19 protein-coding genes are annotated in these 25,769 nt (G+C 73.3%); 10 read left to right on the top strand and 9 right to left on the bottom strand.

From position 1 onward, the window contains the following. Nucleotides 1-95: 95 nt before the first annotated feature. From ACPU2J_RS12275 to ACPU2J_RS12265, 3 genes are all read left to right on the top strand, one after another. Nucleotides 96-3,965, top strand: coding sequence for an ABC transporter ATP-binding protein (locus ACPU2J_RS12275; protein WP_423833242.1), 3,870 nt, complete (start codon nt 96-98; stop codon nt 3,963-3,965). A gap of 239 nt (nt 3,966-4,204) precedes the next feature. Further along, the gene (locus ACPU2J_RS12270; RefSeq protein WP_361592220.1) at nt 4,205-4,570 is read left to right on the top strand and encodes a hypothetical protein; all 366 of its coding nucleotides are present in this window, start codon (nt 4,205-4,207) and stop codon (nt 4,568-4,570) included. A gap of 84 nt (nt 4,571-4,654) precedes the next feature. Beyond that, nucleotides 4,655-6,088, top strand: a complete 1,434-nt coding sequence (locus ACPU2J_RS12265) for an aminopeptidase (RefSeq protein ID WP_361592218.1) — start codon at nt 4,655-4,657, stop codon at nt 6,086-6,088. 59 nt (nt 6,089-6,147) lie between these two features. On the opposite strand, the gene ACPU2J_RS12260 is transcribed toward ACPU2J_RS12265, so the two are convergent. After that, entirely contained in the window at nt 6,148-7,965 is a 1,818-nt protein-coding gene (locus ACPU2J_RS12260; protein ID WP_423833241.1) for a glycoside hydrolase family 3 protein, read from the bottom strand. Between the two features lie 103 nt (nt 7,966-8,068). Beyond that, a complete protein-coding gene (locus ACPU2J_RS12255) occupies nt 8,069-8,980 on the bottom strand; it encodes a LysR family transcriptional regulator (RefSeq protein ID WP_361592214.1) in 912 nt (303 codons plus the stop codon). A gap of 100 nt (nt 8,981-9,080) precedes the next feature. Here ACPU2J_RS12255 and ACPU2J_RS12250 point away from each other — a divergent pair, with 100 nt between their 5' ends. Continuing rightward, nucleotides 9,081-10,001 carry an EamA family transporter gene (locus ACPU2J_RS12250; protein WP_420080747.1) on the top strand — a complete coding sequence of 307 codons (921 nt, stop codon included), beginning with the start codon at nt 9,081-9,083 and terminating at the stop codon, nt 9,999-10,001. Here ACPU2J_RS12250 and ACPU2J_RS12245 read toward each other — a convergent pair. Next, the gene (locus tag ACPU2J_RS12245; RefSeq protein ID WP_420080748.1) at nt 9,952-10,491 is read right to left on the bottom strand and encodes a GNAT family N-acetyltransferase; all 540 of its coding nucleotides are present in this window, start codon (nt 10,489-10,491) and stop codon (nt 9,952-9,954) included. The two genes, ACPU2J_RS12250 and ACPU2J_RS12245, sit on opposite strands and share 50 nt — an antisense overlap. Nucleotides 10,492-10,576: 85 nt before the next feature. After that, nucleotides 10,577-11,158: a DUF937 domain-containing protein gene (locus ACPU2J_RS12240; protein WP_423833240.1), complete on the bottom strand. Its 582-nt coding sequence runs from the start codon at nt 11,156-11,158 to the stop codon at nt 10,577-10,579. Between the two features lie 279 nt (nt 11,159-11,437). Here ACPU2J_RS12240 and ACPU2J_RS12235 point away from each other — a divergent pair, with 279 nt between their 5' ends. After that, complete coding sequence (locus ACPU2J_RS12235; protein WP_365077022.1) at nt 11,438-13,693, top strand: SF1B family DNA helicase RecD2; 2,256 nt, start codon at nt 11,438-11,440, stop codon at nt 13,691-13,693. A 182-nt stretch (nt 13,694-13,875) separates the two neighbouring features. Beyond that, on the top strand, nt 13,876-15,165 hold the full coding sequence (locus ACPU2J_RS12230) for a citrate synthase (protein ID WP_350995241.1): 1,290 nt from the start codon (nt 13,876-13,878) through the stop codon (nt 15,163-15,165). 390 nt (nt 15,166-15,555) lie between these two features. Here ACPU2J_RS12230 and ACPU2J_RS12225 read toward each other — a convergent pair whose 3' ends face one another. Beyond that, nucleotides 15,556-17,814 carry a heavy metal translocating P-type ATPase gene (locus tag ACPU2J_RS12225; RefSeq protein WP_423833239.1) on the bottom strand — a complete coding sequence of 753 codons (2,259 nt, stop codon included), beginning with the start codon at nt 17,812-17,814 and terminating at the stop codon, nt 15,556-15,558. Between the two features lie 119 nt (nt 17,815-17,933). After that, nucleotides 17,934-18,167, bottom strand: a complete 234-nt coding sequence (locus ACPU2J_RS12220) for a heavy-metal-associated domain-containing protein (RefSeq protein ID WP_365077029.1) — start codon at nt 18,165-18,167, stop codon at nt 17,934-17,936. Between the two features lie 178 nt (nt 18,168-18,345). On the opposite strand from ACPU2J_RS12220, the gene ACPU2J_RS12215 reads away from it, so the two are divergent. Next, nucleotides 18,346-19,569 (top strand): cation:proton antiporter, encoded by a 1,224-nt coding sequence (locus tag ACPU2J_RS12215; protein ID WP_423833238.1) that lies wholly within the window; start codon nt 18,346-18,348, stop codon nt 19,567-19,569. 35 nt (nt 19,570-19,604) lie between these two features. Here the strand turns inward: ACPU2J_RS12215 and ACPU2J_RS12210 are convergent, their stop codons facing one another. The 3 genes from ACPU2J_RS12210 to ACPU2J_RS12200 form a co-directional block, all read right to left on the bottom strand. Then, entirely contained in the window at nt 19,605-19,805 is a 201-nt protein-coding gene (locus ACPU2J_RS12210) for a helix-turn-helix transcriptional regulator (protein ID WP_361592201.1), read from the bottom strand. Between the two features lie 242 nt (nt 19,806-20,047). Then, a complete protein-coding gene (locus tag ACPU2J_RS12205; RefSeq protein WP_423833237.1) occupies nt 20,048-21,061 on the bottom strand; it encodes a Gfo/Idh/MocA family protein in 1,014 nt (337 codons plus the stop codon). Nucleotides 21,062-21,081: 20 nt separating this feature from the next. Beyond that, a complete protein-coding gene (locus ACPU2J_RS12200) occupies nt 21,082-21,996 on the bottom strand; it encodes a sugar phosphate isomerase/epimerase family protein (protein ID WP_420080753.1) in 915 nt (304 codons plus the stop codon). Between the two features lie 40 nt (nt 21,997-22,036). On the opposite strand from ACPU2J_RS12200, the gene iolC reads away from it, so the two are divergent. From iolC to iolD, 3 genes are read left to right on the top strand one after another with little or no spacing between them, the layout of a single operon-like run. Further along, on the top strand, nt 22,037-22,996 hold the full coding sequence (gene iolC, locus ACPU2J_RS12195) for a 5-dehydro-2-deoxygluconokinase (protein WP_420080754.1): 960 nt from the start codon (nt 22,037-22,039) through the stop codon (nt 22,994-22,996). Between the two features lie 7 nt (nt 22,997-23,003). Beyond that, nucleotides 23,004-23,888 (top strand): 5-deoxy-glucuronate isomerase, encoded by an 885-nt coding sequence (iolB, locus tag ACPU2J_RS12190; protein WP_423834955.1) that lies wholly within the window; start codon nt 23,004-23,006, stop codon nt 23,886-23,888. Next, complete coding sequence (iolD, locus tag ACPU2J_RS12185) at nt 23,885-25,768, top strand: 3D-(3,5/4)-trihydroxycyclohexane-1,2-dione acylhydrolase (decyclizing) (RefSeq protein WP_420080755.1); 1,884 nt, start codon at nt 23,885-23,887, stop codon at nt 25,766-25,768. The genes iolB and iolD overlap by 4 nt, the downstream gene beginning before the upstream one ends. The last annotated feature ends 1 nt before the right edge of the window (nt 25,769 follow it).

Raw genomic sequence — 25,769 nt, 5'->3', positions numbered from 1 at the left:
CCCGCCATGGACGTTCGAATTGTTGCGGCGGGATGAAATCCGCCGGTAGGGGCGTTGCCGCTTCCGGCAGGACTGGACGAACGGGGAGGCCTCACGTGGCGGCGGCGAAGACGGCGGCTGGGGAGAAACAGGGCTGGGGCAGGCGGCTCGCCGCCTACACCTGGCGGTACAGGACGAACGTACTGCTCGCGCTCGGCTCCTCACTGGCCGGCATGGCCGTCATGGCGGTCGTCCCCCTCGTCACCAAGGTGATCATCGACGACGTCATCGGGGACCGCAGCCGGCCCATGGGCCCCTGGGCGGGCATGCTCATAGCCGCCGCCCTGCTCGTCTACGCCTTCACCTACGTGCGCCGCTACTACGGCGGCCGGCTCGCCCTCGACGTGCAGCACGACCTGCGCACCGACATGTACGAGACCATCGCCCGCCTCGACGGCCGGCGCCAGGACGAACTGTCCACCGGGCAGGTCGTCGGCCGCGCCACCAGCGACCTCCAGCTCATCCAGGGCCTGCTCTTCATGCTCCCGATGACGATCGGGAACTTCCTGCTCTTCGGCATGTCCCTCGGCATCATGCTGTGGCTCTCGCCGCTGCTGACCGTCGTCGCCCTGCTGATGGCCCCCGCCCTCTGGTTCATCGCCAAGCGCAGCCGCAAGAAGCTGTTCCCCGCCACCTGGTACGCCCAGGGCCAGGCCGCCGCCGTCGCGAGCGTCGTCGACGGCGCAGTGACCGGCGTCCGCGTCGTCAAGGGCTTCGGGCAGGAGGAGCAGGAGACCACCAAGCTGCGCGCCGCCGGCCGCCGGCTGTTCGCCGGCCGGCTGCGGACCATCCGGCTCAACTCCCGCTACACCCCCGCCCTCCAGGCCGTCCCCGCGCTCGCCCAGGTCGCCATGCTGGCCCTCGGCGGCTGGATGGCCACCGAGGGCCAGGTCACCCTCGGCACCTTCGTCGCCTTCTCCACCTACCTCGCCCAGCTCGTCGGACCGGTGCGCATGCTCGCCATGGTCCTCACCGTCGGCCAGCAGGCCCGCGCCGGCGTCGAGCGGGTCTTCGAGCTCATCGACACCGAACCGGCGATCGAGGAGGGCACCGGCGAACTGCCCGCCGACGCGCCCGCCACCGTCGAGTTCGACGACGTCCGCTTCGGCTACGACCCGGAACGGCCCGTCCTCGACGGGTTCTCGCTGACCGTCGCCGAGGGCGAGACCGTCGCCGTCGTCGGAGCCTCCGGCAGCGGCAAGTCCACCGTCTCCCTCCTGCTCCCGCGCTTCTACGACGCCGACCGCGGCACCGTCCGCGTCGGCGGCCACGACGTCCGCGGGCTGACGTACGACTCCCTGCGCGCCGCCATCGGCCTGGTGCCGGAGGACTCGTTCCTCTTCTCCGACACCATCCGCGCCAACATCGCCTACGGGCACCCCGGCGCCACCGACGAGCAGATCGAGGCCGCCGCCCGCGCCGCCCAGGCCGACGGCTTCGTCCGCGCGCTGCCCTCCGGCTACGACACCACGGTCGGCGAGCAGGGGCTCACCCTCTCCGGCGGCCAGCGCCAGCGCATCGCCCTGGCCCGGGCCATCCTCACCGACCCCCGCCTGCTGCTCCTGGACGACGCCACCTCCGCCGTCGACGCCCGCGTCGAGCACGAGATCCACGAGGCCCTGCGCGCCGTCATGGCCGGCCGCACCACCCTGCTGATCGCCCACCGCCGCTCCACGCTCGCGCTCGCCGACCGGATCGCCGTACTGGACCGCGGACGGCTCGCCGACATCGGCACGCACGAGGAGCTCCAGGCGCGCTCGGCCCTCTACCGCCGGCTGCTCACCGACCCCGACGCCCTCGGCGCCGGATCGCCGCGCACCCCGGACGCCCCCCTGATGAGCGAGTTCGAGCGCGATCTCGACCACGACATCGAACGGGACATCGAGATCGAGGCGGAGATCGACTCCGAGCCCGTCAACGCCAAGCGCCGGGTGGCGGGCGGGATCACCCCCGAGCTGTGGCGCCGCGAAGAGGAGGAGGCCGAGGCCGAGGAGGCCGCCGCAGGACGCCCCCTCGCCCCCGCCGCGGCCGGCGGGGCGCCCGGAGCCGGGCACTCCATGGCCGGTGCGGTGGCCGGGATGCCCGCCACCCCGGAACTGCTCGCGCAGGTCGCGGCGCTGCCGCCCGCCGACGACCGGCCCGAGGTGGACGAGGACCGGGCCGCGGCCGCCGAGGACAGCTACGGCCTGCGCCGGCTGCTCCGCGGGTTCTGGGCGCCGCTCGCCGTCAGCCTCGGCCTCGTCGCCGTGGACGCGGGCGCCGGACTGCTCCTGCCGATCCTGATCCGGCACGGCATCGACCAGGGTGTGGAGCAGGCCGTGCTCGGCGCGGTGTGGACGGCCTCCGTGCTCGGCCTCGGCCTCGTGCTCGCCCAGTGGGCCGCGCAGATCGCCGAGACCCGCATGACGGGCCGTACCGGCGAACGCGTGCTGTACTCCCTGCGCGTCAAGATCTTCGCCCAGCTCCAGCGGCTCGGCCTCGACTACTACGAGCGCGAGCTGACCGGCAAGATCATGACGCGGATGACCACGGACGTGGACTCCCTGAGCACGTTCCTCCAGACCGGGCTCGTCACCGCCGTCGTCTCCGTCTTCACCTTCTTCGGCATCCTGATCGCCCTGGTCGTCCTCGACGTCGAACTCGCGCTGATCGTCTTCGCCACCCTGCCCGTCCTGGTCCTCGCGACGATCGTGTTCCGCCGCAGGTCGGTGGCCGCCTACGAGCTGGCGCGCGACCGGGTCAGCCTGGTCAACGCCGACCTCCAGGAGTCCGTCTCCGGGCTGCGCATCGTCCAGGCCTTCCGCCGCGAGGGCTCCGGCGCCGCCCGCTTCGAGGAACGCAGCCACTCCTACCGCGAGGCCCGGGTCCGCGGCCAGTGGCTGATATCCGTCTACTTCCCGTTCGTGCAGCTGCTGTCCTCGGCCGCCGCCGCGGCCGTGCTGATCGTCGGCGCGGGCCGGGTGGAGGTCGGCACCCTCACCACCGGCGCGCTCGTCGCCTACCTGCTCTACATCGACCTGTTCTTCGCCCCCGTCCAGCAGCTCTCGCAGGTCTTCGACGGATACCAGCAGGCCACCGTCTCCCTCGGCCGCATCCAGGGCCTGCTGCGCGAGCCCACCACCACCCCGCGGCCGGAGCGGCCGCGCGCCCTGGCGGAGCTGCGCGGGGAGATCGCCTTCGAGGACGTCCGCTTCCGGTACGGGACGGCCGAGGAGCGCGGCGAGCAGGGGGAGGCCCTGGCCGGGGTCAGCCTGCGGATACCCGCCGGCCAGACCGTCGCCTTCGTCGGCGAGACCGGCGCCGGGAAGTCCACGCTGGTCAAGATGGTCGCCCGGTTCTACGACCCGAGCTCCGGCCGGATCACCGCCGACGGCACCGACCTGCGCGAGCTCGACCTGACGGCGTACCGCCACCGGCTCGGCGTCGTCCCCCAGGAGTCCTACCTCTTCCCGGGGACCGTCCGCGACGCCATCGCCTACGGGCGCCCCGAGGCGAGCGACGCCGAGGTGGAGGCCGCCGCCCGCGCGGTCGGGGCGCACGCCATGATCGCCACGCTGGAGGGCGGCTACCTGCACACCGTCGCCGAGCGCGGGCGCAACCTGTCCGCCGGTCAGCGGCAGCTGATCGCGCTCGCCCGGGCCGAGCTCGTCGACCCGGACGTGCTGCTGCTCGACGAGGCCACCGCCGCCCTGGACCTGGCCACCGAGGCCCAGGTCAACCGGGCGACGGACCGGCTCGCGGGCAAGCGCACCACGCTGGTCGTGGCGCACCGGCTGACCACCGCCGCCCGGGCCGACCGCGTGGTGGTCATGGACCGCGGCCGCGTCGTCGAGGACGGCTCCCACGACGAGCTGCTGGCGCGCGGCGGCCGGTACGCGCAGCTGTGGCGCACCTTCGTCGGGGAGGACGAGCGGGCCGCTGCCTGAGGGGGACGGGCCCGGAGCCGGCGGGCCCGGAGCCGAGCGGAACGTGAACATCCGCAGTGACGGCGGGGAGTTGGGGGCGCACCCGTACGAGGGGTGCGGGTGCGGTGGCGGGGCCGTGGGTGCTTGCCCGTCGCAACCTTCCGCGAGACCCGGGCGTCGTACGTGCGTACGCACGTCGTGCGGACGACCGATCGGGGGACTGGGTGTTTCAGGGATGGCGGGGGCGCGGCCGGCGGGTCGTGTCCCTGGGGGTGTTCACGGCCGCCCTGTGGCTGTGCGTGGGCGGTCTGTTCGCCGGGCAGCCGGTACAGGCCGCGAGCGGCGGGTGCACGGGCCGGCTGGCCCGGACGGTGGCGTTCGAGACGGGTGAGGTGCGGGTCTACAAGAGCCGCAACCGGGCCTGCGCGGTGGCGGTCGCCCGGACCGCCGGCGAACGGCGGCGGATGGCGGTGAGCATCCAGCCGCGCGGCGGGGTGCCCGTGCGCGACGCCGGGCGATTCACCCGTTACGCCGGGCCGGTCACCGTGGGGGCGATCAGCCGCTGTGTGTATGTAAGGGGGAGCGTCGGGGCCGGATCTGCCGAGTCCGGCTGGATCCTGTGCTGAAGCGGCGGCCCAACTGGGACTGTTCAGAGGCGTGTTGGCCCCGCTAGGTTCACGGCGACCGAAGTGAACTCAAGGGGAGGGTGCATGCGCAAGACGCTCCGATGGCTGCTGTCGCTCGTGGTGCTGATCGGCACCGTGAGCGCGGCCGGCTCCACGGCGCACGCGGCCACAGCCGCGCAGCCGGCGGCCGCCGCGGACATCAAGGACCAGATCCTCGGCATTCCCGGGATGAGCCTGATCGAGGAGAAGCCGTACCCCGGCTACCGCTTCTTCGTACTGAACTACGAGCAGCCGGTCGACCACCGGCAGCCGTGGAAGGGCACCTTCAAGCAGCGCCTGACCCTGCTGCACAAGGACGTCTCGCGGCCGTCGGTGTTCTTCACCTCCGGCTACAACGTCAACACCAACCCGCGCCGCAGCGAGCCGACGACCATCATCGACGGCAACCAGATCTCCATGGAGTATCGATTCTTCACGCCCTCCCGGCCCGATCCGGCCAACTGGGCCAACCTGGACATCTGGCAGGCCGCCAGCGACCAGCACCGCATCTTCACCGCCCTGAAGAAGATCTACAAGAAGAACTGGCTGGCCACGGGCGGCAGCAAGGGCGGCATGACCGCCACGTACTACGAGCGCTTCTACCCGCGTGACATGGACGGCATCGTCGCCTACGTCGCGCCGAACGACGTGGTCAACAAGGAGGACTCCGCCTACGACCGCTTCTTCGCCAAGGTCGGCACCAAGGAGTGCCGCGACCGGCTGAACGCGGTGCAGCGCGAGGCCCTCGTACGCCGTGAGCCGCTGGAGGCCAAGTACGCGGCCACCGCCGCCGCGGAGGGCTGGACCTTCACCACCGTCGGCAGCCTCGACAAGGCCTACGAGGCCGTCGTCCTCGACTACGTGTGGGCGTTCTGGCAGTACAGCCTGCTCGCGGACTGCTCCGCGATCCCGGCCGCCGCCACCGCCACCGACCAGCAGATCTGGGACTCGATCGACGGGATCTCCGGGTTCTCGGCCTACACCGACCAGGGCCTGCAGACGTACACGCCGTACTACTACCAGGCCGGGACCCAGCTGGGCTCCCCGGACATCAAGCAGCCGCACCTGGGCAACCTGAGCCGCTACGGCTACCAGCCGCCGCGCAACTTCGTGCCCCGCGACATCCCCATGACCTTCCAGCCGGGTGCCATGGCGGACGTGGACCGGTGGGTGCGCGACAACGCCCACCAGATGCTGTTCGTGTACGGGCAGAACGACCCGTGGGGCGCCGAGCCGTTCCGCATCGGCTACGGGGCGCGCGACAGCTACGTGATGACCGCGCCGGGAGCCAACCACGGGGCGAACGTGGCCCAGCTCCTGGACGGCGAGAAGAGCCTCGCCACCGCGAAGATCCTCCAGTGGGCCGGGGTGGCGCCCGCCGCCGCGCTCGCCGACACGGGCCGGGCGGCGCCGCTGGCGGCGCCGGACGCCGTGCTCGACCAGCGTGACGCGGAGCGCGAGCCGCAGCTGCGGCCGTAGGGCTCCGCGGTAACCGACGGCGTGTCCGCCCCTCCCGGGCGGGCGCGCCGTCGCCGTGTTCAGGCGCGGCCGGTGAGCCCGTGGCCCAGCGGGTAGCGGCCCGGCACCGGGACGGGCAGCCGTCCCGCGGGCCGCACCGCGCCGGTCAGCACCCGCGCCGCCGCCCGCATCTCCACGTCCGTCCAGCCGTAGGTGGCCAGTTCGGCGGCGCAGGCCGGCAGCCGGGCCGGGTCGTAGGGGTTGCGGATCGCCACCAGGACCACCGGGACGCCGGTGGCGATCAGCTCCGTCACCAGCGTCCGCTGCGGGCCGTCCCCCTCGGGGACGTTGTACGTGCACACGAGCACCGCCGCGTGGCCGGGAGCCGCCGCCGGCGCGCGGCCGGGGGGCACCGCCGTGGCCCGGCAGCCCAGGGCGGCCAGCTCCCGAGCCAGTACCGCGGTAGGGGGGCCCGTGGTCCCCGTGGGGGAGACCGGGTCCGTCCCGGTGACCAGCAGCCGCGGCGCGGCGGACGCGTCGAAGGGCACCAGACCGCCCGCGTCGGCCAGCAGGGTCGTCGTGGCCGCCGCGATCCGGTCGGCGGCTTCGAGGTGCTCCCGGGCCCCGACCACGGACTCCACGTCCCCGGCGGCCGGAGGCGCCGCGTCGAACAGGCCCCGTCGGGCCTTCAGTTCCAGGATCCGCAGCACCGACTCCTCGATCCGGGCCTGCGTCAGTTCGCCCGACGCGACGGCCTCGAGCACGCTGCGCTGGGCCAGCCCCAGGTCCGGCGGGTTCAGCAGCTGGTCGCAGCCGGCCAGCAGGGCCAGGACGGGCACCCGGTCGTCGCCGTACTTCTGGCGGACCCCGGCCATGTCGAGCGCGTCGGTGACCACCACCCCCCGGAAGCCGAGGCGTTCGCGCAGGATGCCGGTGACGATCGGCCGGGAGAGGGTGGCCGGGTCCCCCGAGGGGTCGAGCGCGGGGAAGACGATGTGCGCCGTCATCACGGCGTCCACGCCCGCCTCCACCGCCGCGCGGAACGGCGGCTCGTCCAGCTCCTCCCAGGCCTCCCTGCTGTGCCGCATCACCGGCAGGCCCACGTGGCTGTCGGTCTCGGTGTCCCCGTGGCCGGGGAAGTGCTTGGCGGTCGCCGCCACCCCGGCCCCCTGGTAGCCGCGGACCTGGGCCGCGACCAGCGCCGCGACGGCCCGGGAGTCGGAGCCGAAGGACCGGACGCCGATGACCGGGTTGGCCGGGTTGACGTTCACGTCCGCCACCGGCGCGTAGTCCTGCCGCAGTCCCATGGCGGCCAGTTCGCGGCCGGAGATCCGGGCGGCCCGCCGGGCGTCGGCGACGGAACCGGAGGCGCCGAGCGCCATCGCCCCGGGGAACAGGGTCGCGGGCCGGCCGATCCGGGCGACGGCCCCGTGCTCCTGGTCGACGGAGAGCAGCAGCGGGATCCGGGCCCCGGAGGCGGTGGCCGCCTGCTGCAGGCCCGAGGAGAGCTCCGCGATCTGCCGCGGTGCCCGGGTGTTGTGGGCCCAGGCGAAGTAGACGACTCCGCCGAGGTGGTAGCGGGAGACCAGCTCGGCCGCGGTCCGCACCCCGAACTGCGCCTGGTTCTGCTCGGCGTCCGCCGGATCGGGGTCGGTCGCCGAATGCCCGTACGCCCGGGACACGAAGAGCTGGCCGACCTTCTCGGCGAGGCTCATCCGCTCGACGGTGCGGCGCAGCCGCGCACGGTCGGGGCGGGGGTCCTGCGGGGCCCAGGGGTTGCGGGCGTCGTCGGCGGGGCGGGCCGCGCCCGTGGCGGCGCCGACGGTCCCCGCGGCGGCCGAGGCGGCGACCACGGCGGCCGCGGCGAGGAGGTTGCGGCGTGATGCGTGGTTCGGCACGCGCCGGACCCTACCGCTGCCTCCGGGGCCGGGTGGGGAGTGCCGGAGCGTGGGCGTGTCGGGGTGGGGCGCGGGCGTCGGCGTGCGGGCCTGCGCCGGTGGGCTACCGGCCCGGGGCGGCGGCCGGCCAGTGCTCCTGGAGGGTCCGTACGGCCTCGGTGATGGCGGGGCGGCGGGCGGCCCCGGTGCGCCACAGCGCGTACAGGCGGCGGACCGGCCCGGGCTCCAGCGGTACGGCCACCGCCCCCGGCGGCAGCGCGCCGGTGCCCAGCCGCGGTACGACGGCCACCCCGAGCCCGGCCGCGACCAGCGCGACGATGGTGTGGTTCTCCTCGGCGACGTGCGCGATGTCGGGCTCGAACCCGGCGGTGCGCAGGGTCCGCACCAGCCAGTCGTGGCAGACCCGGCCCGGCGGCTGGCAGACCCAGCGCTGCCCGCCGAGGTCCGAGCGCCGGACGGTCCGGCGGGTGGTGAAGGGGTGGCCGGCCGGCACCACCAGGTCGCAGAGGTCGTCCCCGATGAGGGCCTGCTCCACCCCTTCGGGCGCGGGCAGCGGGGCGATGTCCCAGTCGTGGGCCACCGCGAGGTCGGTGACGCCCCGGGCCACCAGGTCCACGGACAGGTGGGGGTCGACCTCGGTGAGGCGCACGTCCAGCGCCGGGTGCCGGCGGGCCAGTTCGGCCAGTACGCCGGGGAGCAGCCCGCGGGCCGCCGAGGCGAAGGCGGCCACCGTCAGCAGGCCGCCGGGCTGCCCGCGCCGCTCCTCCAGGGTGGTTTCGGCGCGTTCCACGATCGCCAGCAACTCCTGTGCCGTGTCGGCCAGATGGCGGGCCTCCTCGGTGAGGGCGACGCCGCGGCCGCGGCGCTCCAGCAGGGTGGTACGGGTCTCCCGCTCCAGCTTGGCGATCTGCTGGGAGACCGCGGAGGGGGTGTAGCCGAGGGCGGCCGCCGCACCGGCGACCGAGCCGTGGACGGAGACGGCGTGGAGGGCGCGCAGCCGGGCGAGATCGAGCACGGTCCCATCGTGGCACCACCCCCATCCATAAGCAATGCTTCATCCAACGGGGAAGAGATCCGCGCTGGTGCTACACGGTCCGGCGGTCGATGCTCGGTACATGCGTCCCGTACACACCGCACTCGCCGTGCTCGTCGCAGCAGTCTGGGGCTTCAACTTCGTGGTCATCGAGATCGGCCTCGACCACTTCCCGCCGCTGCTGCTGTCCGCCCTGCGCTTCCTCGTCGCCGCCCTGCCCGCCGTGTTCTTCGTCGGGCGGCCCAAGGTCGCCTGGAAGTGGATCCTCGGCGTCGGAGCGGCCCTCGGCATCGCCAAGTTCGGGCTGCTCTTCACCGGAATGGACGCGGGCATGCCGGCCGGGCTGTCCTCCCTGGTCCTCCAGGTCCAGGCCGTCTTCACCGCCGCCCTCGCCGCCGTCCTCCTGCGCGAACGGCCCGGCCGGGTGCGGCTGCTCGGCATGGGGGTGGCCCTCGCCGGGATCGCGGTGGCCGCCGTGGACGGGGGCACCTCCGGTCCGGTGCTCGGCTTCACCCTCGTCGTCGCGGCCGCGGCCTGCTGGGGCGTCTCCAACGTGCTGACCCGCAAGGCCTCCCCGCCCGACGCGCTGAACTTCATGGTGTGGGTCTGCACGGTCCCGGTGCTGCCGCTGCTGGTGCTGTCCCTGCTGCTGGAGGGACCCGACCGGGACCTGGCCGCGCTCCGCTCCCTGGACCTCTCCGGGGCGGCCGTCATCGCCTACGTCGCATGGATCTCGACCGTGTTCGGCTTCGGCGCCTGGGGCTACCTGCTGCGCCGCTACCCGGCCTCGTCGGTGGCCCCGTTCAGCCTGCTGGTGCCCGTCTTCGGGATGACCTCGGCGGCCCTGGTACTGGGGGAGCGGGTCTCGGGGCTGCGCTGGGTCGCGGCCGTGCTGCTGGTCGGCGGGGTGGCCCTGACCTCGCCGGCCCCGGCCCGGCGGCGGACCGGCACGGTCAGCGCCGGGAGCCGTCCTGAAGCGGCAGCCGCCAGTCCTGCCCGGTGAGGGAGGCCCCGTACGAGCGGTGCGGCCGCTCGGCGACGAGGGTGAACCCGGCCCGCAGGCAGAGCCCGTGGGCGTCGGTGAGCACGTCGTCGGTCCACAGTACGAGCTCGCGGTAGCCCACCGACCGGGCGAAGGCGACGGCCGTGGACATCAGCAGGGTGCCGATGCCGCGGCCGCGCCGGTCCGGCTCGACCAGGAGCAGGCGCAGCCGGGCGGTGCCGGGGGCGCCTTCGTGGCGTACGCACATCACCGAACCGGCCGGACGGCCGTCCAGCTCGGCGATCCAGAGCCGCTCCAGGTAGGGGTCGTGGTCCTCGGCGAAGTCCGCGACCACCCGGGCCACCAGACCCTCGAACCCGGCGTTCCAGCCGTGCGCCGCCGCGTAGAGCGCGCCGTGGCGCTGCACGACCCAGCCCAGTTCGCCGGGCCCGGGATCGCGCAGGCGCACCGCGGCCGCCCCGGATGCCTGAGATGCCTCTGGCGTGTCCATGGCGCCCGAGGATAGCGCGCGGGGCGGACCGGCGGGATGACCCGGACCGTGCGTCCGCCCTGCGCCGAACGGGCTACGCCACGGGCTACTTCCGGCCGCCGCCGAGGATCTGCCCCAGCAGGTCGCCGAGGCCGCCGTCCGCTCCGGGGGCCGCGCCCGGTGCCGCGCCCGGCGCCGCCCCGGGGGCGGCCCCCGCGGAGGTGCCGGGGGCCGGGGCACCGCCCGCGGGGGCGCCCGGGGCCTTCCGGGCGGCGGCGCGCTTGGCGAAGACCGCGAGCACCACCGGGATCAGCATCTCGATGACCCGGCTGACGGTGGCCGCGGGGATGCCGGTCTTCTTCGCGACGGCGTTGGCCACGGGCTTGCTCACCTTCGCGAGCACACCGGCCATCATCCCGCCGCCGAGCATGCCGCCCAGCCCGCCGCCGAGGGTGGACACGCCCTGCAGCGGGGGCTCGGCCACCTCGGCGAAGGCCTGGCGGACCTCCGCCCCGTCCTCGTCGTCGGCGCCGGCCTTCTGCCGGAGGTCGCCGGTCATCGCCCCGACCGTGGTCGTCACCGTGTCGCGCGCGCCGGCGGTGTCCGTGCCGAGCAGCGAGGCGATCTCGCCCAGCTTGTCGTCGCCCAGCTCGCCCAGCACGTCGTCCTGGAATGAAGGTTCGCTCATGCCTGAAACGCTACGTGTGTCCTGATTCGCCAGCACCTCGGGTAGGCGTTGGGTAACGGAAACGTAAATCTGCGACTCCGGATGCAACCCTCCGGGGGTACCGCGGGTCGTAGGGTGCGTCGGGACTTCCGGGGAGGGATCTGGGGGGATCGGGAAGTCCGACGAGGGAGGGGTAACCGTGAGGGGGTCCGGCCGCGAGGCGGGACCCCCTTCGCGCTGCCCGGCCCCTCCCGTCCACAGGGCTGACAGGATGTCGGCGCCGCCCGGTAGCTTCGGGGCATGGCAACGGAGCGGGCACCGGCCGCGGTGCAACCGGCGGTGGTCGAGGGCGTGCTGGAGCGCATCACCTACGCGAACGAGGAGAACGGCTACACGGTCGCCCGCGTCGACACCGGCCGCGGCGGCGGGGACCTCCTCACCGTGGTCGGCTCGCTGCTGGGCGCCCAGCCGGGGGAGTCGCTGCGCATGGAGGGCCGCTGGGGCTCCCACCCGCAGTACGGCCGCCAGTTCAGCGTGGACAACTACACCACCGTCCTGCCCGCCACCATCCAGGGCATCCGCCGCTACCTGGGCTCCGGCCTGATCAAGGGCATCGGCCCGAGGATCGCCGACCGGATCGTCGAGCACTTCGGCACCGACACCCTCGACGTCATCGAGACCGAACCGAAGCGGCTCGTCGAGGTGCCCGGCCTCGGCCCCAAGCGGACGAAGCTGATCGGCGCCGCCTGGGAGGAGCAGAAGGCCATCAAGGAGGTCATGGTCTTCCTCCAGGGGGTCGGCGTCTCCACCTCCATCGCCGTGCGGATCTACAAGAAGTACGAGGACGCCTCCATCTCGGTGGTGCGCAACCAGCCCTACCGGCTCGCCGCCGACGTGTGGGGCATCGGCTTCCTCACCGCCGACCGCATCGCCCAGGCCGTCGGGATCCCGCACGACAGTCCCGAACGGGTCAAGGCCGGACTCCAGTACGCCCTGTCCCAGTCCGCCGACCAGGGACACTGCTTCCTGCCCGAGGACCGGCTCATCGCCGACGGGGTCAAGCTGCTCCAGGTGGACACCGGGCTGGTGATCGACTGCCTCGGCGAACTGGCCGCCGACCCGGAGGGCGTCGTACGGGAGCAGGTGCCCGATCCGCAGGGCGGCCCCGACCCCCTGACCGCGGTGTACCTGGTGCCCTTCCACCGGGCCGAGCTGTCGCTGGTCGGGCAGGTCCGGCGGCTGCTGAACGCCGAGGACGACCGCATGCCGTCCTTCCGGGACGTGGACTGGGACAAGGCCCTGGCCTGGCTCGCCACCCGTACGGGGGCCACGCTCGCCCCCGAGCAGCGGGACGCGGTCCGGCTCGCGCTGACCCGCCGGGTGGCGGTCCTCACCGGCGGGCCGGGCTGCGGGAAGTCCTTCACCGTCCGCTCGATCGTCGAGCTGGCCCGCGCCAAGAAGGCCAGGGTGGTGCTGGCCGCGCCCACCGGCCGCGCGGCGAAGCGGCTCGCCGAGCTGACCGGCGCCGAGGCCTCCACGGTGCACCGGCTGCTGGAGCTCAAGCCGGGCGGGGACGCGGCCTACGACCGGGACCGGCCGCTCGACGCCGACCTGGTCGTGGTCGACGAGGCCTCCATGCTGGACCTGCTGCTGGCCAACAAGCTGGTCAAGGCGGTGGCCCCCGGCGCGCACCTGCTGCTGGTGGGCGATGTGGACCAGCTGCCGTCGGTGGGGGCCGGGGAGGTGCTGCGGGACCTGCTCGCGGAGGGCGGCCCGGTGCCCGCGGTGCGGCTGACCCGGATCTTCCGGCAGGCCCAGCAGTCCGGCGTGGTCACCAACGCGCACCGCATCAACACCGGTGTCCCGCCCCTCACCGAGGGCCTGCCGGACTTCTTCCTCTTCCCCGAGGAGGACACCGAGGCGGCGGGCGTGCTCGCCGTGGACGTGGCCGCCCGGCGGATCCCGGCGAGGTTCGGCCTCGACCCGCGGCGCGACGTCCAGGTGCTCGCCCCGATGCACCGCGGACCGGCCGGCGCCGGCCACCTCAACGGGCTGCTCCAGCAGGCCATGACGCCCGCCCGGCCCGGCCTGCCGGAGAAGCGGTTCGGCGGCCGGGTCTTCCGGGTCGGCGACAAGGTCACCCAGATCCGCAACAACTACGAGAAGGGCGCGAACGGCGTCTTCAACGGCACGGTCGGCGTGGTCACCGGCCTGGACGTGGACGAACAGCGCCTGACCGTGCGGACGGAGGAGGACGAGGAGGTCGGCTACGAGTTCTCGGAGCTCGACGAGCTGGCCCACGCCTACGCCGTCACCATCCACCGCTCCCAGGGGAGTGAATATCCCGCGGTGGTGATCCCGGTCACCACCGGAGCTTGGATGATGCTCCAGCGGAATCTGCTCTACACGGCGGTGACCAGGGCGAAGAAGCTCGTCGTCCTCGTCGGTTCCCGCAAGGCGCTCGGTCAGGCCGTGCGTACCGTTTCCGCAGGCAGGAGGTACACGGCGGTCGCGCCGAGGCTGTCCGGACGCGTACCGGTGGGAAACATCACCTAGATGATCGATCATTTGGGGTTCCCGCACCGGTGCGGAGGGGGCAGGATGAGCAGGTTGGCGGCACTCAGTGCCGTCGGAAAGACCGAAGGCCGACCCCGAGTGCACTCTCCTGCGCCAAATGGGGGAAGGTAGAGGCAGTCAGGGCACCTCGAAGAAGAGGCACTACGTCGGTGAGGGATGACGTGAGCGACAACTCTGTAGTACTCCGGTACGCGGACGGTGAATACACCTACCCGGTGGTCGAGAGCACCGTCGGCGACCAGGGCTTCGACATCTCGAAGCTGCGGGCCCAGACCGGGCTCGTCACGCTGGACAGCGGCTACGGCAACACCGCGGCCTACAAGTCCGCGATCACCTACCTCGACGGTGAGCAGGGCATCCTGCGCTACCGCGGCTACCCGATCGAGCAGCTGGCCGAGCGTTCGTCCTTCATCGAGGTGGCGTACCTGCTGATCAACGGCGAGCTGCCGACCGTCGACCAGCTCGCGTCGTTCCGCAACGAGATCACCCAGCACACGCTGCTCCACGAGGACGTGAAGCGCTTCTACGACGGCTTCCCGCGGGACGCGCACCCGATGGCGATGCTGTCCTCCGTGGTCAGCGCGCTGTCGACGTTCTACCAGGACAGCCACAACCCGTTCGACGAGACGCAGCGCCACCTCTCGACGATCCGGCTGCTGGCCAAGCTCCCGACGATCGCGGCCTACGCGTACAAGAAGTCGGTCGGCCACCCGGTGGTCTACCCGCGCAACGACCTCGGCTACGTCGAGAACTTCCTGCGCATGACCTTCTCCGTGCCGGCCCAGGAGTACGACCTGGACCCGGTCGTGGTCTCGGCGCTCGACAAGCTGCTGATCCTGCACGCGGACCACGAGCAGAACTGCTCGACCTCCACCGTGCGTCTGGTCGGCTCCTCGCAGGCGAACATGTTCGCCTCGATCTCCGCCGGCATCTCGGCCCTGTGGGGCCCGCTGCACGGTGGCGCCAACCAGTCCGTCCTCGAGATGCTGGAAGGCATCAAGAACGACGGCGGCGACGTCGACGCCTTCATCCGCAAGGTGAAGAACAAGGAGGACGGCGTCCGCCTGATGGGCTTCGGACACCGTGTCTACAAGAGCTTCGACCCGCGCGCGAAGATCATCAAGGCTGCGGCGCACGACGTCCTCTCGGCGCTCGGCAAGAGCGACGAGCTGCTCGACATCGCGCTCAAGCTCGAAGAGCACGCGCTGGCCGACTCGTACTTCGTCGAGCGCAACCTCTACCCGAACGTGGACTTCTACACCGGTCTGATCTACCGGGCCATGGGCTTCCCGACCGAGATGTTCACCGTGCTCTTCGCGCTCGGCCGGCTCCCCGGCTGGATCGCGCAGTGGCAGGAAATGATCAAGGAGCCGGGTTCCCGCATCGGCCGCCCGCGCCAGATCTACACGGGCGAGGTCCTGCGCGACTTCGTTCCCGTCGAGGCCCGCTGACCCGAGTCCTCGGACCGTCGTGGCGGCTGCGGCCGCCGGCGGTGTTCCACCCCGGTACGCGAGAAGCGCCCCGCCGTCGATCCCCCCACGGGTCGACGGTCGGGGCGCTTCCCTTTTCCCCGAAACGGATTCCCCCCACGGGACCCGAGTCGGGGCGTCGGTGTGCCGGGACCCGTTCAGCTCGGGAGGGCCGCTCAAAGCCTCCCCGCGGGCACGTGTCCCGGCCGGCGGATGCCTACGGAAAACCCCCAGGTCTCCGAGGAACGTCCCCCAAGACGTTCACTGGCATCGCCCCATTAGACCCATGACGCCCCCGGATGGTTACGTGGAGATCACTGTGATCTGCGTCTCCCGTGAAGGAAGTGTGTGGGGACCGGGGAGGGGCCTCCTCTAGCGGAACCGGCGCAACCGGAGGCTGTTGGTCACCACGAACACCGAGGAGAAGGCCATCGCGGCCCCCGCGATCATCGGGTTGAGCAGGCCGGCGGCCGCCAGCGGCAGGGCCGCCACGTTGTAGCCGAAGGCCCAGAACAGGTTGCCCTTGATGGTGGCGAGGGTCCGGCGGGAGAGCCGGATCGCGTCCGCCGCCACCCGCAGGTCGCCCCGGACGAGGGTCAGGTCCCCGGCCTCGATCGCCGCGTCGGTCCCGGTGCCCATGGCCAGTCCCAGGTCGGCCTGGGCCAGCGCGGCCGCGTCGTTGACCCCGTCGCCGACCATGGCGACCGTACGGCCCTCGGCCTGGAGGCGGCGGACGACGTCGACCTTGTCCTGCGGGAGGACCTCGGCGATCACCTCGTCGATGCCGACCTCGCGGGCCACCGTCTCGGCGGCCGCCCGGTTGTCGCCGGTCAGCAGGACGGGGGTGAGACCCAGCCCGCGCAGCCGGGTCACGGCTTCGGCGCTGGTCTCCTTGACCGCGTCGGCCACGGTCAGTACTCCGCGGGCCTCCCCGTCCCAGGCCACCAGCACGGCCGTGCCGCCCGCGGCCTCGGCGGCCGCCTGGGCCTCGGCGAGGGCGTCCGGCAGGGTGATGGACCAGTCGGCCAGCAGCTGACGGCGTCCCACCAGGACGGCGTGCCCGTCGACGACGCCCTGGACGCCGAGGCCGGCCAGGTTCTCGAAGCCCTCGGGCACCGGCAGGGCGCCCGCCCGCTCGGCGGCGGTGGCGACGGCCCGGGCGATCGGGTGCTCCGAGGCGTGCTCCAGGGATCCGGCCAGGCGCAGCAGTTCGAGCTCGTCCACGCCCTCGGCGGTGGTGACGCCGGCCAGGCTCATCCGGCCGGTGGTGACGGTGCCGGTCTTGTCCAGGACGACGGTGTCGACGCGCCGGGTGGACTCCAGGACCTCGGGCCCCTTGATCAGGATGCCGAGCTGGGCGCCCCGGCCGGTGCCGACCATCAGCGCGGTCGGAGTGGCGAGGCCCAGGGCGCACGGGCAGGCGATGATCAGGACGGCCACGGCGGCGGTGAACGCCGCGGTGGGGTCGTCGGTGATCAGCATCCAGGTGACCCACGTGCCGAGGGCCAGTACCAGGACGATGGGGACGAAGATCCCGGAGATGCGGTCCGCGAGGCGCTGCACCTCGGCCTTGCCGTTCTGCGCGTCCTCCACCAGCTTCGCCATCCGGGCGAGCTGGGTGTCGGCGCCGACCCGGGTGGCCTCGACGACGAGCCGCCCGGAGGTGTTCACGGTGGCTCCGGTGACGGGGTCGCCGACGGCCACGTCCACCGGGACGGATTCGCCCGTGAGCATGGAGGCGTCCACGGCGGAGCTGCCCTCGGTGACGGTGCCGTCGGTGGCGATCTTCTCGCCGGGGCGGACGACGAACCGGTCGCCGACCGCGAGCACGCTCACCGGGATGCGGACCTCGCGGCCCGCGCGGAGCACCACGACGTCCTTGGCGCCCAGCTCCATCAGCGCCTTGAGGGCCGCGCCGGCCTTCCGCTTGGAGCGGGCCTCCAGGTAGCGGCCGAGCAGGATGAAGGTGACGACGCCGGCCGCGACCTCCAGGTAGAGGGCGGAGGAGCCGTCGTCGCGGGAGACGCTGAAGTCGAAGCCGTGCCGCATGCCGGGCATGCCCGCGTGCCCGAAGAACAGGGCCCACAGCGACCAGGCGAAGGCGGCCAGCGTGCCGACCGAGACGAGGGTGTCCATGGTGGCGGCGCCGTGCCGGGCGTTGGTCCAGGCCGCCTTGTGGAAGGGGAGTCCGCCCCAGACCACGACGGGCGCGGCGAGGGTCAGGGAGAGCCACTGCCAGTTGTCGAACTGGAGGGCGGGCACCATCGACATCAGGACGACGGGAACGGCGAGCGCGGCGGAGACGAGCAGCCGCTGCCGCAGGGCGGCGAGCACCGGGTCGGCGGCCTCGGAGGGCTCTTCCCGCGCGTCGGCCCCTTCGGCCGGCGGGGTGGGTGGGGCCGGTTCCTCGGCGGTGTAGCCGGTCTTGACGACGGTCGCGATCAGGTCCGCGACCTGCACGTCACCGCCGTAGGAGACGTGGGCCTTCTCGGTGGCGTAGTTCACCGTGGCCTCGACGCCGTCCATCCGGTTGAGCTTCTTCTCGATGCGGGCCGCGCAGGAGGCGCAGGTCATGCCGCCGATCGAGAGTTCGACCGCCGTTATCGGTCCGTCGTGCACAGTGCTGGTCATGTTCCGGCTCCAGGGGGATGGCCGGGCCGTACGGAACCAGTATGAGCTGGACGGTACGGCCCGGCAGGGTGCCGCGGAGTGCCGCGGGTGATGCGCGTGCTGCGGAGGGGCGCTGCCGCTCAGACGCGGCCGGCGAACTCGTAGCCGGCCTCGTCGACGGCGGCGCGGACGTCCTCCTCGGCGAGCGGGGCGTCGGAGACCACGGTGACCTCGCCGGTCGCGGCGACGGCCTTGACCGAGCTGACGCCCGGCAGGGCGGACAGCTCGCCGGTCACCGCGCCCTCGCAGTGGCCGCAGGTCATGCCGGTCACCCGGTAGACGGTGGTGGTCTGGGTGTCCGTCTCGGCGGTCATGTCGTTCTCCTCTTCAGGGGTGCGTCCGGTCGCCGGGTGGGCGGCCGATGGTCCAACCGTCCTCCCGACACGTCGAGACTATACCCCTGGGGGGTATAAAGCGAGCGTCCGCCCCAGTCTTCCGCTCCGCGCGCGCCAAACTGGCCGGTACGGGGCCGAATGTACGTAAATGGCGCATATGGATCACTCGGGAAGTCTCGTCCTGATCATGGGGATCGCCGTCCTGGCACCCCTCCTCGCCCACGGCGTCGCCCGCTGGCTGCCCGTACCCCTGGTGATCTTCGAGATCCTGCTCGGCATCCTGGCCGGCCCCGACGTCCTCGGGTGGGCGCGGACCGGCGAGGTGGTCGACGTCCTGAGCCAGCTCGGCCTGGCGATGCTGATCTTCCTGGCGGGCTACGAGCTGGAATTCGACCGGATCAGGGGCGACACCCTCAACAGGTCCCTGTGGGCCTGGCTGATCTCCCTCGCCCTGGGCCTCGCCATCGGGACCCTGCTCGCCCTCGGCGGCGGCTTCGACCGCGGTGCCTACCTCGGCACCGCGCTCACCAGCACCGCCCTCGGCACGATCCTGCCCGTGCTGCGCGACTGCGGGGACCTGCAGAGCCGCTTCGGCAAGGTGACCATGGCCATGGGCTCCGTCGGCGAGTTCGGGCCGATCATCGCCATGGCCCTGCTGCTCGGCGGGCGGGCCCCGGCCCGATCGGCCGTGCTGCTCGTGGTCTTCGCGGTCCTGACGGCGGCCGCGGTCCTCTGGGCCCTGCGCCCCAAACCGCCCTGGTTCTCCGCGGTGATCGCGCGCACCCTGGACAGCAGCGGGCAGTTCGCCGTGCGGCTGGTCGTGTTCCTGATCGTCGCGATGCTGGGGCTGGCCCAGGTGCTCGGACTCGACATCCTGCTCGGCGCCTTCGCGGCCGGGCTCGTCACCCGCCTCGTGCTGACCGGGGCAGCCCCCGAGAGCAGTGCGATCGTGCTCTCGAAGGTGGAGGCCATGGGCTTCGGCTTCCTCGTGCCGATCTTCTTCGTCGTCACCGGCATCGAATTCGACCTGGACGCGCTGCTCTCGGGCGGGCGGGTGCTGCTGTTGCTGCCGGTGTTCCTGCTGCTGTTCCTGCTGGTGCGCGGGCTGCCCCTGTGGCTGCTGGCGCCGCGGGACCTGGGGCGCACCGACCGTTCCGCGCTGGTGCTGTACGGCTCCACGGCGCTGCCGCTGGTGGTCGCCATCACCACCCTGGGGGTGGAGGACGGGAAGATGCAGCCGGGCGAGGCGGCCGCGCTGGTGGGGGCGGGCATGCTGTCCGTGCTGATCTTCCCGCTCGCGGCACTGCGGCTGAGGTCCGGTGCCGAAGGCCGCACCGGCACCCGTACGAAGCCGTGGGCGGGCGGGGACGAGTCCTGGTGAGGCGGACCCGGGCCCGCGCCGCCGCCGCTCCCCGCCTACTCCTCGCGGCGGCCCCGGTTGCCGGGGCGGCGGGCCACCCAGTCGCGGACCGTGTCGGCGTACCAATAGGGCTTGCCGCCCTCCACGTGGTCGGGCGGGGGGAGCAGGCCGTGCTTGCGGTAGGAGCGCACGGTGTCCGGCTGGACCCGGATGTGGGCAGCGATCTCCTTGTACGACCACAGCTGTCGGTCGCTCATGCGGGGGCACCTCCCTGTCCACGCCGCGGTGCGGCCGGGAGGCCGTCGGGGGAGACCGCGCGTGGACGCTGACGATCACTCGGGTTGTGCCCGGGGAACGACGCGGGACGGGGCCGGGGGCGGGGCTGTCGCCCGCCTGTGACGGAAGACCCGCGTGATGCGGACATCCCGGACACGGGGGTGACCTCTGTGACCCGCACGTCACAGGGGCCGCGGCCCCGGCCCTACGGAAGACCCGCCGGTCAGCGGTACAGGGCCGGGCGCGGCACCAGCTCCACCGCCGTGCGCGCACCGCTGCGCGCGGCCGCGAGTCCCGCCCGTGAGACCGCGGCCGCCGCGTAGCCGTCCCAGGCGTCCGGCCCCGCCACCCCGCCGCGGCCGGCGGCCGCCACCCAGCGCCGCAGCTGCCGGTCGTAGGCGTCGGCGAAGCGCACCGTGAAGTCCTGGTCGATCTCGCCTCCCCACCGTCCCGCGGACTGCACCACCATGGCGTGGCCGTCGCCGATCCGGGCGCTGCCCGTCTCGCCGACCGCCTCGCACTGGACCTGGTAGCCGAAACCGCAGTTCACGAAGATCTCCACGTCGACCACGGCGCCGCCGGAGGTCTCCATCAGCACCAGCCGGGGGTCCGCCAGCCCCTCGGGGGCGGCGGCCGTGGGCCTCGGCGAGAGCACGGTGACGGCGGTGATCTCCTGGCCGAGCAGCCAGCGGGCCGCGTCCACCTCGTGCACCACGGAGTCGCTGATCAGCATGTCGCTGGTGAAGAAGGAGGGGGACGAGGCGTTGCGGTGCCGGCAGTGGAGGAAGAGCGGCCGACCGATACCGCCCGCGTCCAGGAGTTCCTTCAGCCGCTCGTACTCCGCGTCGAACCGGCGCATGAACCCCACCTGCACCAGGCGCCGCCCCAGCCGCTGTTCGGCCTCCATGATCCGCAGGGCCCCCTCGGGCTCCGGGGTCAGCGGCTTCTCGCACAGCACCGGCAGTTCCCGTTCCAGGGCCACGAGGACGGCCTCCTCGTGGGCCGGTCCGGGCGAGGCGATCAGCACGGCCCCCACCCCCGGGGCGGCTATCGCGGCCGCGGGGTCCGTGTGCGCACTCGCTCCCTCCAGGCCGCCCGCGACCTCCTTGACCCGGTCCCCGTCCGGGTCGGCCACGGCCACCACCCGCGCGCCGCCCACGGTCCGCCCGAACCGGCGCACGTGGTCCGCGCCCATCTTCCCGGCCCCGATGACGGCGATGCCGAGCGTGCTGGTCATGTCGTGTTCCCTCCGGAGTGTCAGCGGGCGCCGCAGGAGCGCAGGTAGTCGCGGGTGCGGCGGGCGATCGGCAGCGGCCGGTCGGGCGGGCAGGGGTACATGTCCTGTTCCACGATGGCGAACAGGTCCACGCCCAGACGCTGGGCCGCGGCCAGGACGGGCTCCAGCGCGGGCACCCCCGACGGCGGTTCGCACATCACCCCGAGCCCCACCGCCGGACCGAAGGGCAGTTCCCGCGCGACGACCTCGGCGAGCACCGCGGGGTCCACCTGCTTGAGGTGGAGGTAGCCGATGCGCTCGCCGAAGGTCTCGATCGCCCGGACGCTGTCGCCGCCGCAGTAGGCGTAGTGCCCCGTGTCCAGGCACAGCGAGACCAGCTCGGGATCGGTGGCGTCCAGGAAGCGCGCCACGTTCCCGGGGGTGTCGATGTGGGTGTCGGCGTGCGGGTGGACGACGATCCGCAGTCCGTAGCGCTCGAGCACCTCCCGCCCGAGCCGCTCGGTCTGCGAGGCCAGTTCGCGCCATTGCCCCGCGGTCAGCTCCCGGTCCTCCAGCACCTTCCCCGTCTTGTCGTCCCGCCAGAACGAGGGGATGACCACCAGGTGGGCCGCGCCCATGGCCTGCGTCAGCGCCGCGATCCGCGACACGTGCTCCCAGGTCTCCTCCCACACGGCCGGCCCGTGATGGAGTCCGGTGAAGACCGTTCCCGCGCTGACGCGCAGTCCGCGCCGGGCCGTCTCCTCCGTGAGGCGGGCGGGATCGGTGGGCAGGTAGCCGTACGGACCGAGCTCGATCCACTCGTATCCGGCACCGGACACCTCGTCGAGGAAACGCTCCCAGGGCGTCTGCAGGGGGTCGTCGGGAAACCAGACACCCCAGGAGTCCGGAGCCGAACCGACGCGGATACGGGTCAACGCGGGCGGGGAGGACGTCATAGCGGCCACCTTAGGGTGGGGGACGAGGGAAGGACTGACTGTGACCGGTGATCCGTTCGCGTTCGACCTGATCACGATGGGCCGGATCGGGGTGGATCTCTACCCGCTGACGACCGGCGTACCACTGGCCGAGGCGGAGACCTTCGGCAAGTTCCTCGGCGGCTCCGCGGCCAACGTGGCCGTCGCCGCAGCCCGCCTGGGACGGCGGGTCGCCCTGGTCAGCCGGACCGGCGCGGACCCCTTCGGGGCCTACCTGCGCACGCAGCTGGACCGGTTCGGGGTGGACGGGCGCTGGGTGACGGAGGTCGCCGCCCACCCCACCCCGGTCACCTTCTGCGAGATCTTCCCGCCCGACCGCTTCCCCCTGTACTTCTACCGGCTGCCGAAGGCCCCCGACCTGGAGATCGCGGCGGACGAGGTGGACCTGGACGCCGTACGGGCGGCCCGCGTGTTCTGGATGACGGGCACCGGCCTGAGCCAGGAGCCCTCGCGGGCGGCGACGCTGGCCGCCCTGGAGGCCCGGGGCCGGGCCGGGACCACGGTCTTCGACCTGGACTGGCGGCCCATGCTGTGGCGGGAGAAGCCGGGGCCCCACTACGAACGGGCGCTCGCCGGGGCGACGGTGGCCGTCGGCAACGTCGAGGAGTGCGAGATCGCCACGGGCGAGTCCGAACCGCACGCGGCGGCGCGCGCCCTGCTCGCCGCCGGGGTCGAGCTCGCGGTGGTCAAACGGGGGCCCGAGGGCGTGCTCGCGGTCCACCGCGACGGGACGGTGGCGGAGGCCGCGCCCGTCGCCGTCGACGTGGTCAACGGACTCGGGGCGGGTGACGCGTTCGGCGGCGCGCTCTGCCACGGTCTGCTGTCCGGGTGGGAGTTGGGGCGCGTCGTGCGGTACGCCAACGCGGCGGGGGCCATCGTGGCGTCGAGACTGGAGTGTTCGAGCGCGATGCCGTTCCCGGACGAGGTGGAGGAGGTGCTGGGCCGTGCCGGTGCTGTCTGAGTGGGAGATGGAGTGGACCCGGCTGCGGGTGCTCGCGCTGGAACCGGGGGAGACGTACGCGTTCCCGTCGGGGGAGTGCGAATGGATCGTGCTCCCGCTGTCGGGCGGGTGCGAGGTCCGCTGCCGGGAAGCCGCCCCGGACGCGGAACCGGCCCCGCCGGCGCGCGGGGCACGGGTGGGGGCAGGGCCCGGCAACGGACCGCAGGTGTTCGAGCTGCGGGGGCGGAGCGGGGTCTTCGGCGGGCCGACCGACTTCGCCTACGTGCCGCGCGACGCGCACGCGGAGATCCGCTCCGCGGCGGGCGGCCGGTTCGCACTCGCCGGGGCGCGGTGCACGGCGAGGCTGCCGGCCCGGTACGGCCCGGCCGCCGGCGTGGCCGTCGAACTGCGCGGCGCGGGCACCTGCTCACGGCAGGTCAACAACTTCGCCGCCGCCGGCCCGGACGGCTTCGACTGCGACCGGCTGATCGCCGTCGAGGTGCTCACCCCCGGCGGCAACTGGTCCTCCCACCCGCCGCACAAGCACGACGAGAACCACCCCGGCGAGGAATCCCGCCTGGAGGAGATCTACTGGTTCGAGATCGCCCCGCACGGGGACACCCCCGGCTTCGGCTACCACCGGGTCAGCCCCTCCCCGGCCGGGAAGACCGACGTCCTGGCCGAGGTGCGGACCGGCGACGCCGTGCTGATCCCGGACGGCTGGCACGGCCCGTCCATCGCCGCCCCCGGACACGACATGTACTACCTGAACGTCATGGCGGGCCCCGGCGAGACCCGGGAGTGGCTGATCCGCGACCACCCCGACCACGGCTGGATCCGCGGCACCTGGCGGGACCAGGCCGTCGACCCCCGGCTGCCCTTCCCCACCACCGCAGCGGAGGACCCCCGATGAGGCTCACCGTCGCCCAGGCCCTCGTCCGCTTCCTCGCCGCCCAGTACACCGAACGCGACGGGCGGCGCCGTCGGCTCGTCGCCGCCACCTGGGGGATCTTCGGACACGGCAACGTCGCCGGGATTGGGCAGGCCCTGCTGGAGACCGGCCGGGACGGGACCGGCGCCATGCCCTTCCTCCAGGGCCGCAACGAACAGGCCATGGTGCACGCCGCCGTCGGCTACGCCCGCCAGAGCGGCCGGCTCTCCGCGCACGCCGTCACCACCTCCATCGGGCCGGGCGCCACCAACCTCGTCACCGGCGCCGCCCTCGCCACCGTCAACCGCATCCCCGTGCTGCTGCTGCCCGGCGACACCTTCGCCACCCGCCCGGCCGACCCCGTGCTCCAGCAGCTCGAAGTGCCCTACGCCGGGGACCTCTCCGTCAACGACGCCCTCCGCCCGGTCTCCCGCCACTTCGACCGGATCACCCGCCCCGAGGCGCTGGTCCCGGCCGCCCTCCAGGCCATGCGGGTGCTCACCGACCCCGTGCAGACCGGCGCCGTCACCCTCGCCCTGCCCCAGGACGTCCAGGCGGAGGCGTACGACTGGCCCGAGGAGTTCTTCGCCGAGCGCGTGTGGGGGGTGCGGCGCCCGCGGCCCGACCGCGCCGAGCTCGCCGCGGCCGCCGACGCCGTACGGGGCTCCGCCCGCCCCCTGATCGTCGCCGGCGGCGGGATCCGGCACAGCGGGGCCGAAGCCTCCCTCGCCGCGTTCGCCGAGGCCACCGGGATCCCGGTCGCCGTCACCCAGGCGGGCAAGGGAGTGCTCCCGTACGGCCACCCCGCCGACGTCGGCGGGATCGGGCACACCGGCACCGCCACCGCCGACGCGCTGGCCCGGGAGGCCGACCTCGTCATCGCCGCCGGCACCAGGCTGACCGACTTCACCACCGCTTCGGCGACCCTCTTCCGGCATCCCGCCGTCCGGTTCGTCGGCCTGAACCTGGACCCGTACGACGCCCACAAACTCGCCGCCCGCCCGCTGGTCGCCGACGCCCGCGAGGGCCTCGACGCGCTCCGGGAGGCGCTGGCCGGGCACCGCGCGGACCCCGCGTACGAGACCGCGTACCGGCAGGAGTGGCGGCACTGGGAGGCGCGCGTCGACCGGGCCTATGCCGTCTCCGGCGCCGACGAGGACCTCCCGCCCACCCAGACGCAGGTCCTCGGGCTGCTCGACGCCCTGGTCGACGGCAGCGACGTCCTGGTCAACGCGGCCGGATCCCTCCCGGGGGACCTGCACAAGCTGTGGCGCGCCCGCTCCGCCGACCAGTACCACGTCGAGTACGGCTACTCCTGCATGGGCTACGAGATCCCGGCGGCGATCGGCGTCGCGCTGGCCGACCCCGGCCGGCCGGTGTGGGCGCTGGTGGGCGACGGGACGTACCTGATGAACCCCACCGAGATCGTCACGGCCGTCCAGGAGGGCGTCCCGATCAAGGTGGTCGTCCTCGACAACCACGGCTACGCCTCCATCGGCGGGCTGTCGGGGGCGGTCGGCGCGGAGGGCTTCGCCACCGGCTACCGCTTCCGGGCACCCGACGGGACGTACACCGGGGACCCCCTTCCGGTGGACCTCGCGGCCAACGCGGCCTCCCTCGGCATGGCCGTGATCCGCGCCCGCACCACGCGTGACCTGCGAGAAGCCCTCGCGGCGGCGCGTGCGGCGACCGTTCCCACATGTGTCTACGTACAGACCCGAACGCCCGACACTGTGTCGGGCCCGCCCCCGGCACAGGCGTGGTGGGATGTTCCTGTGGCCGAGACCGCGACCCGCAAGGCGGCGGCCGAGGCCCGTGAAGAGTACGACCGGCAAGCCGCGCAGCGACGTCGCCATCTGTGAA

It is taken from the genome of Streptomyces manipurensis, assembly GCF_049570255.1.
In the GTDB taxonomy this organism is placed as follows: domain Bacteria; phylum Actinomycetota; class Actinomycetes; order Streptomycetales; family Streptomycetaceae; genus Streptomyces; species Streptomyces manipurensis.
This window is presented reverse-complemented; position numbering and strand designations above follow the sequence as displayed.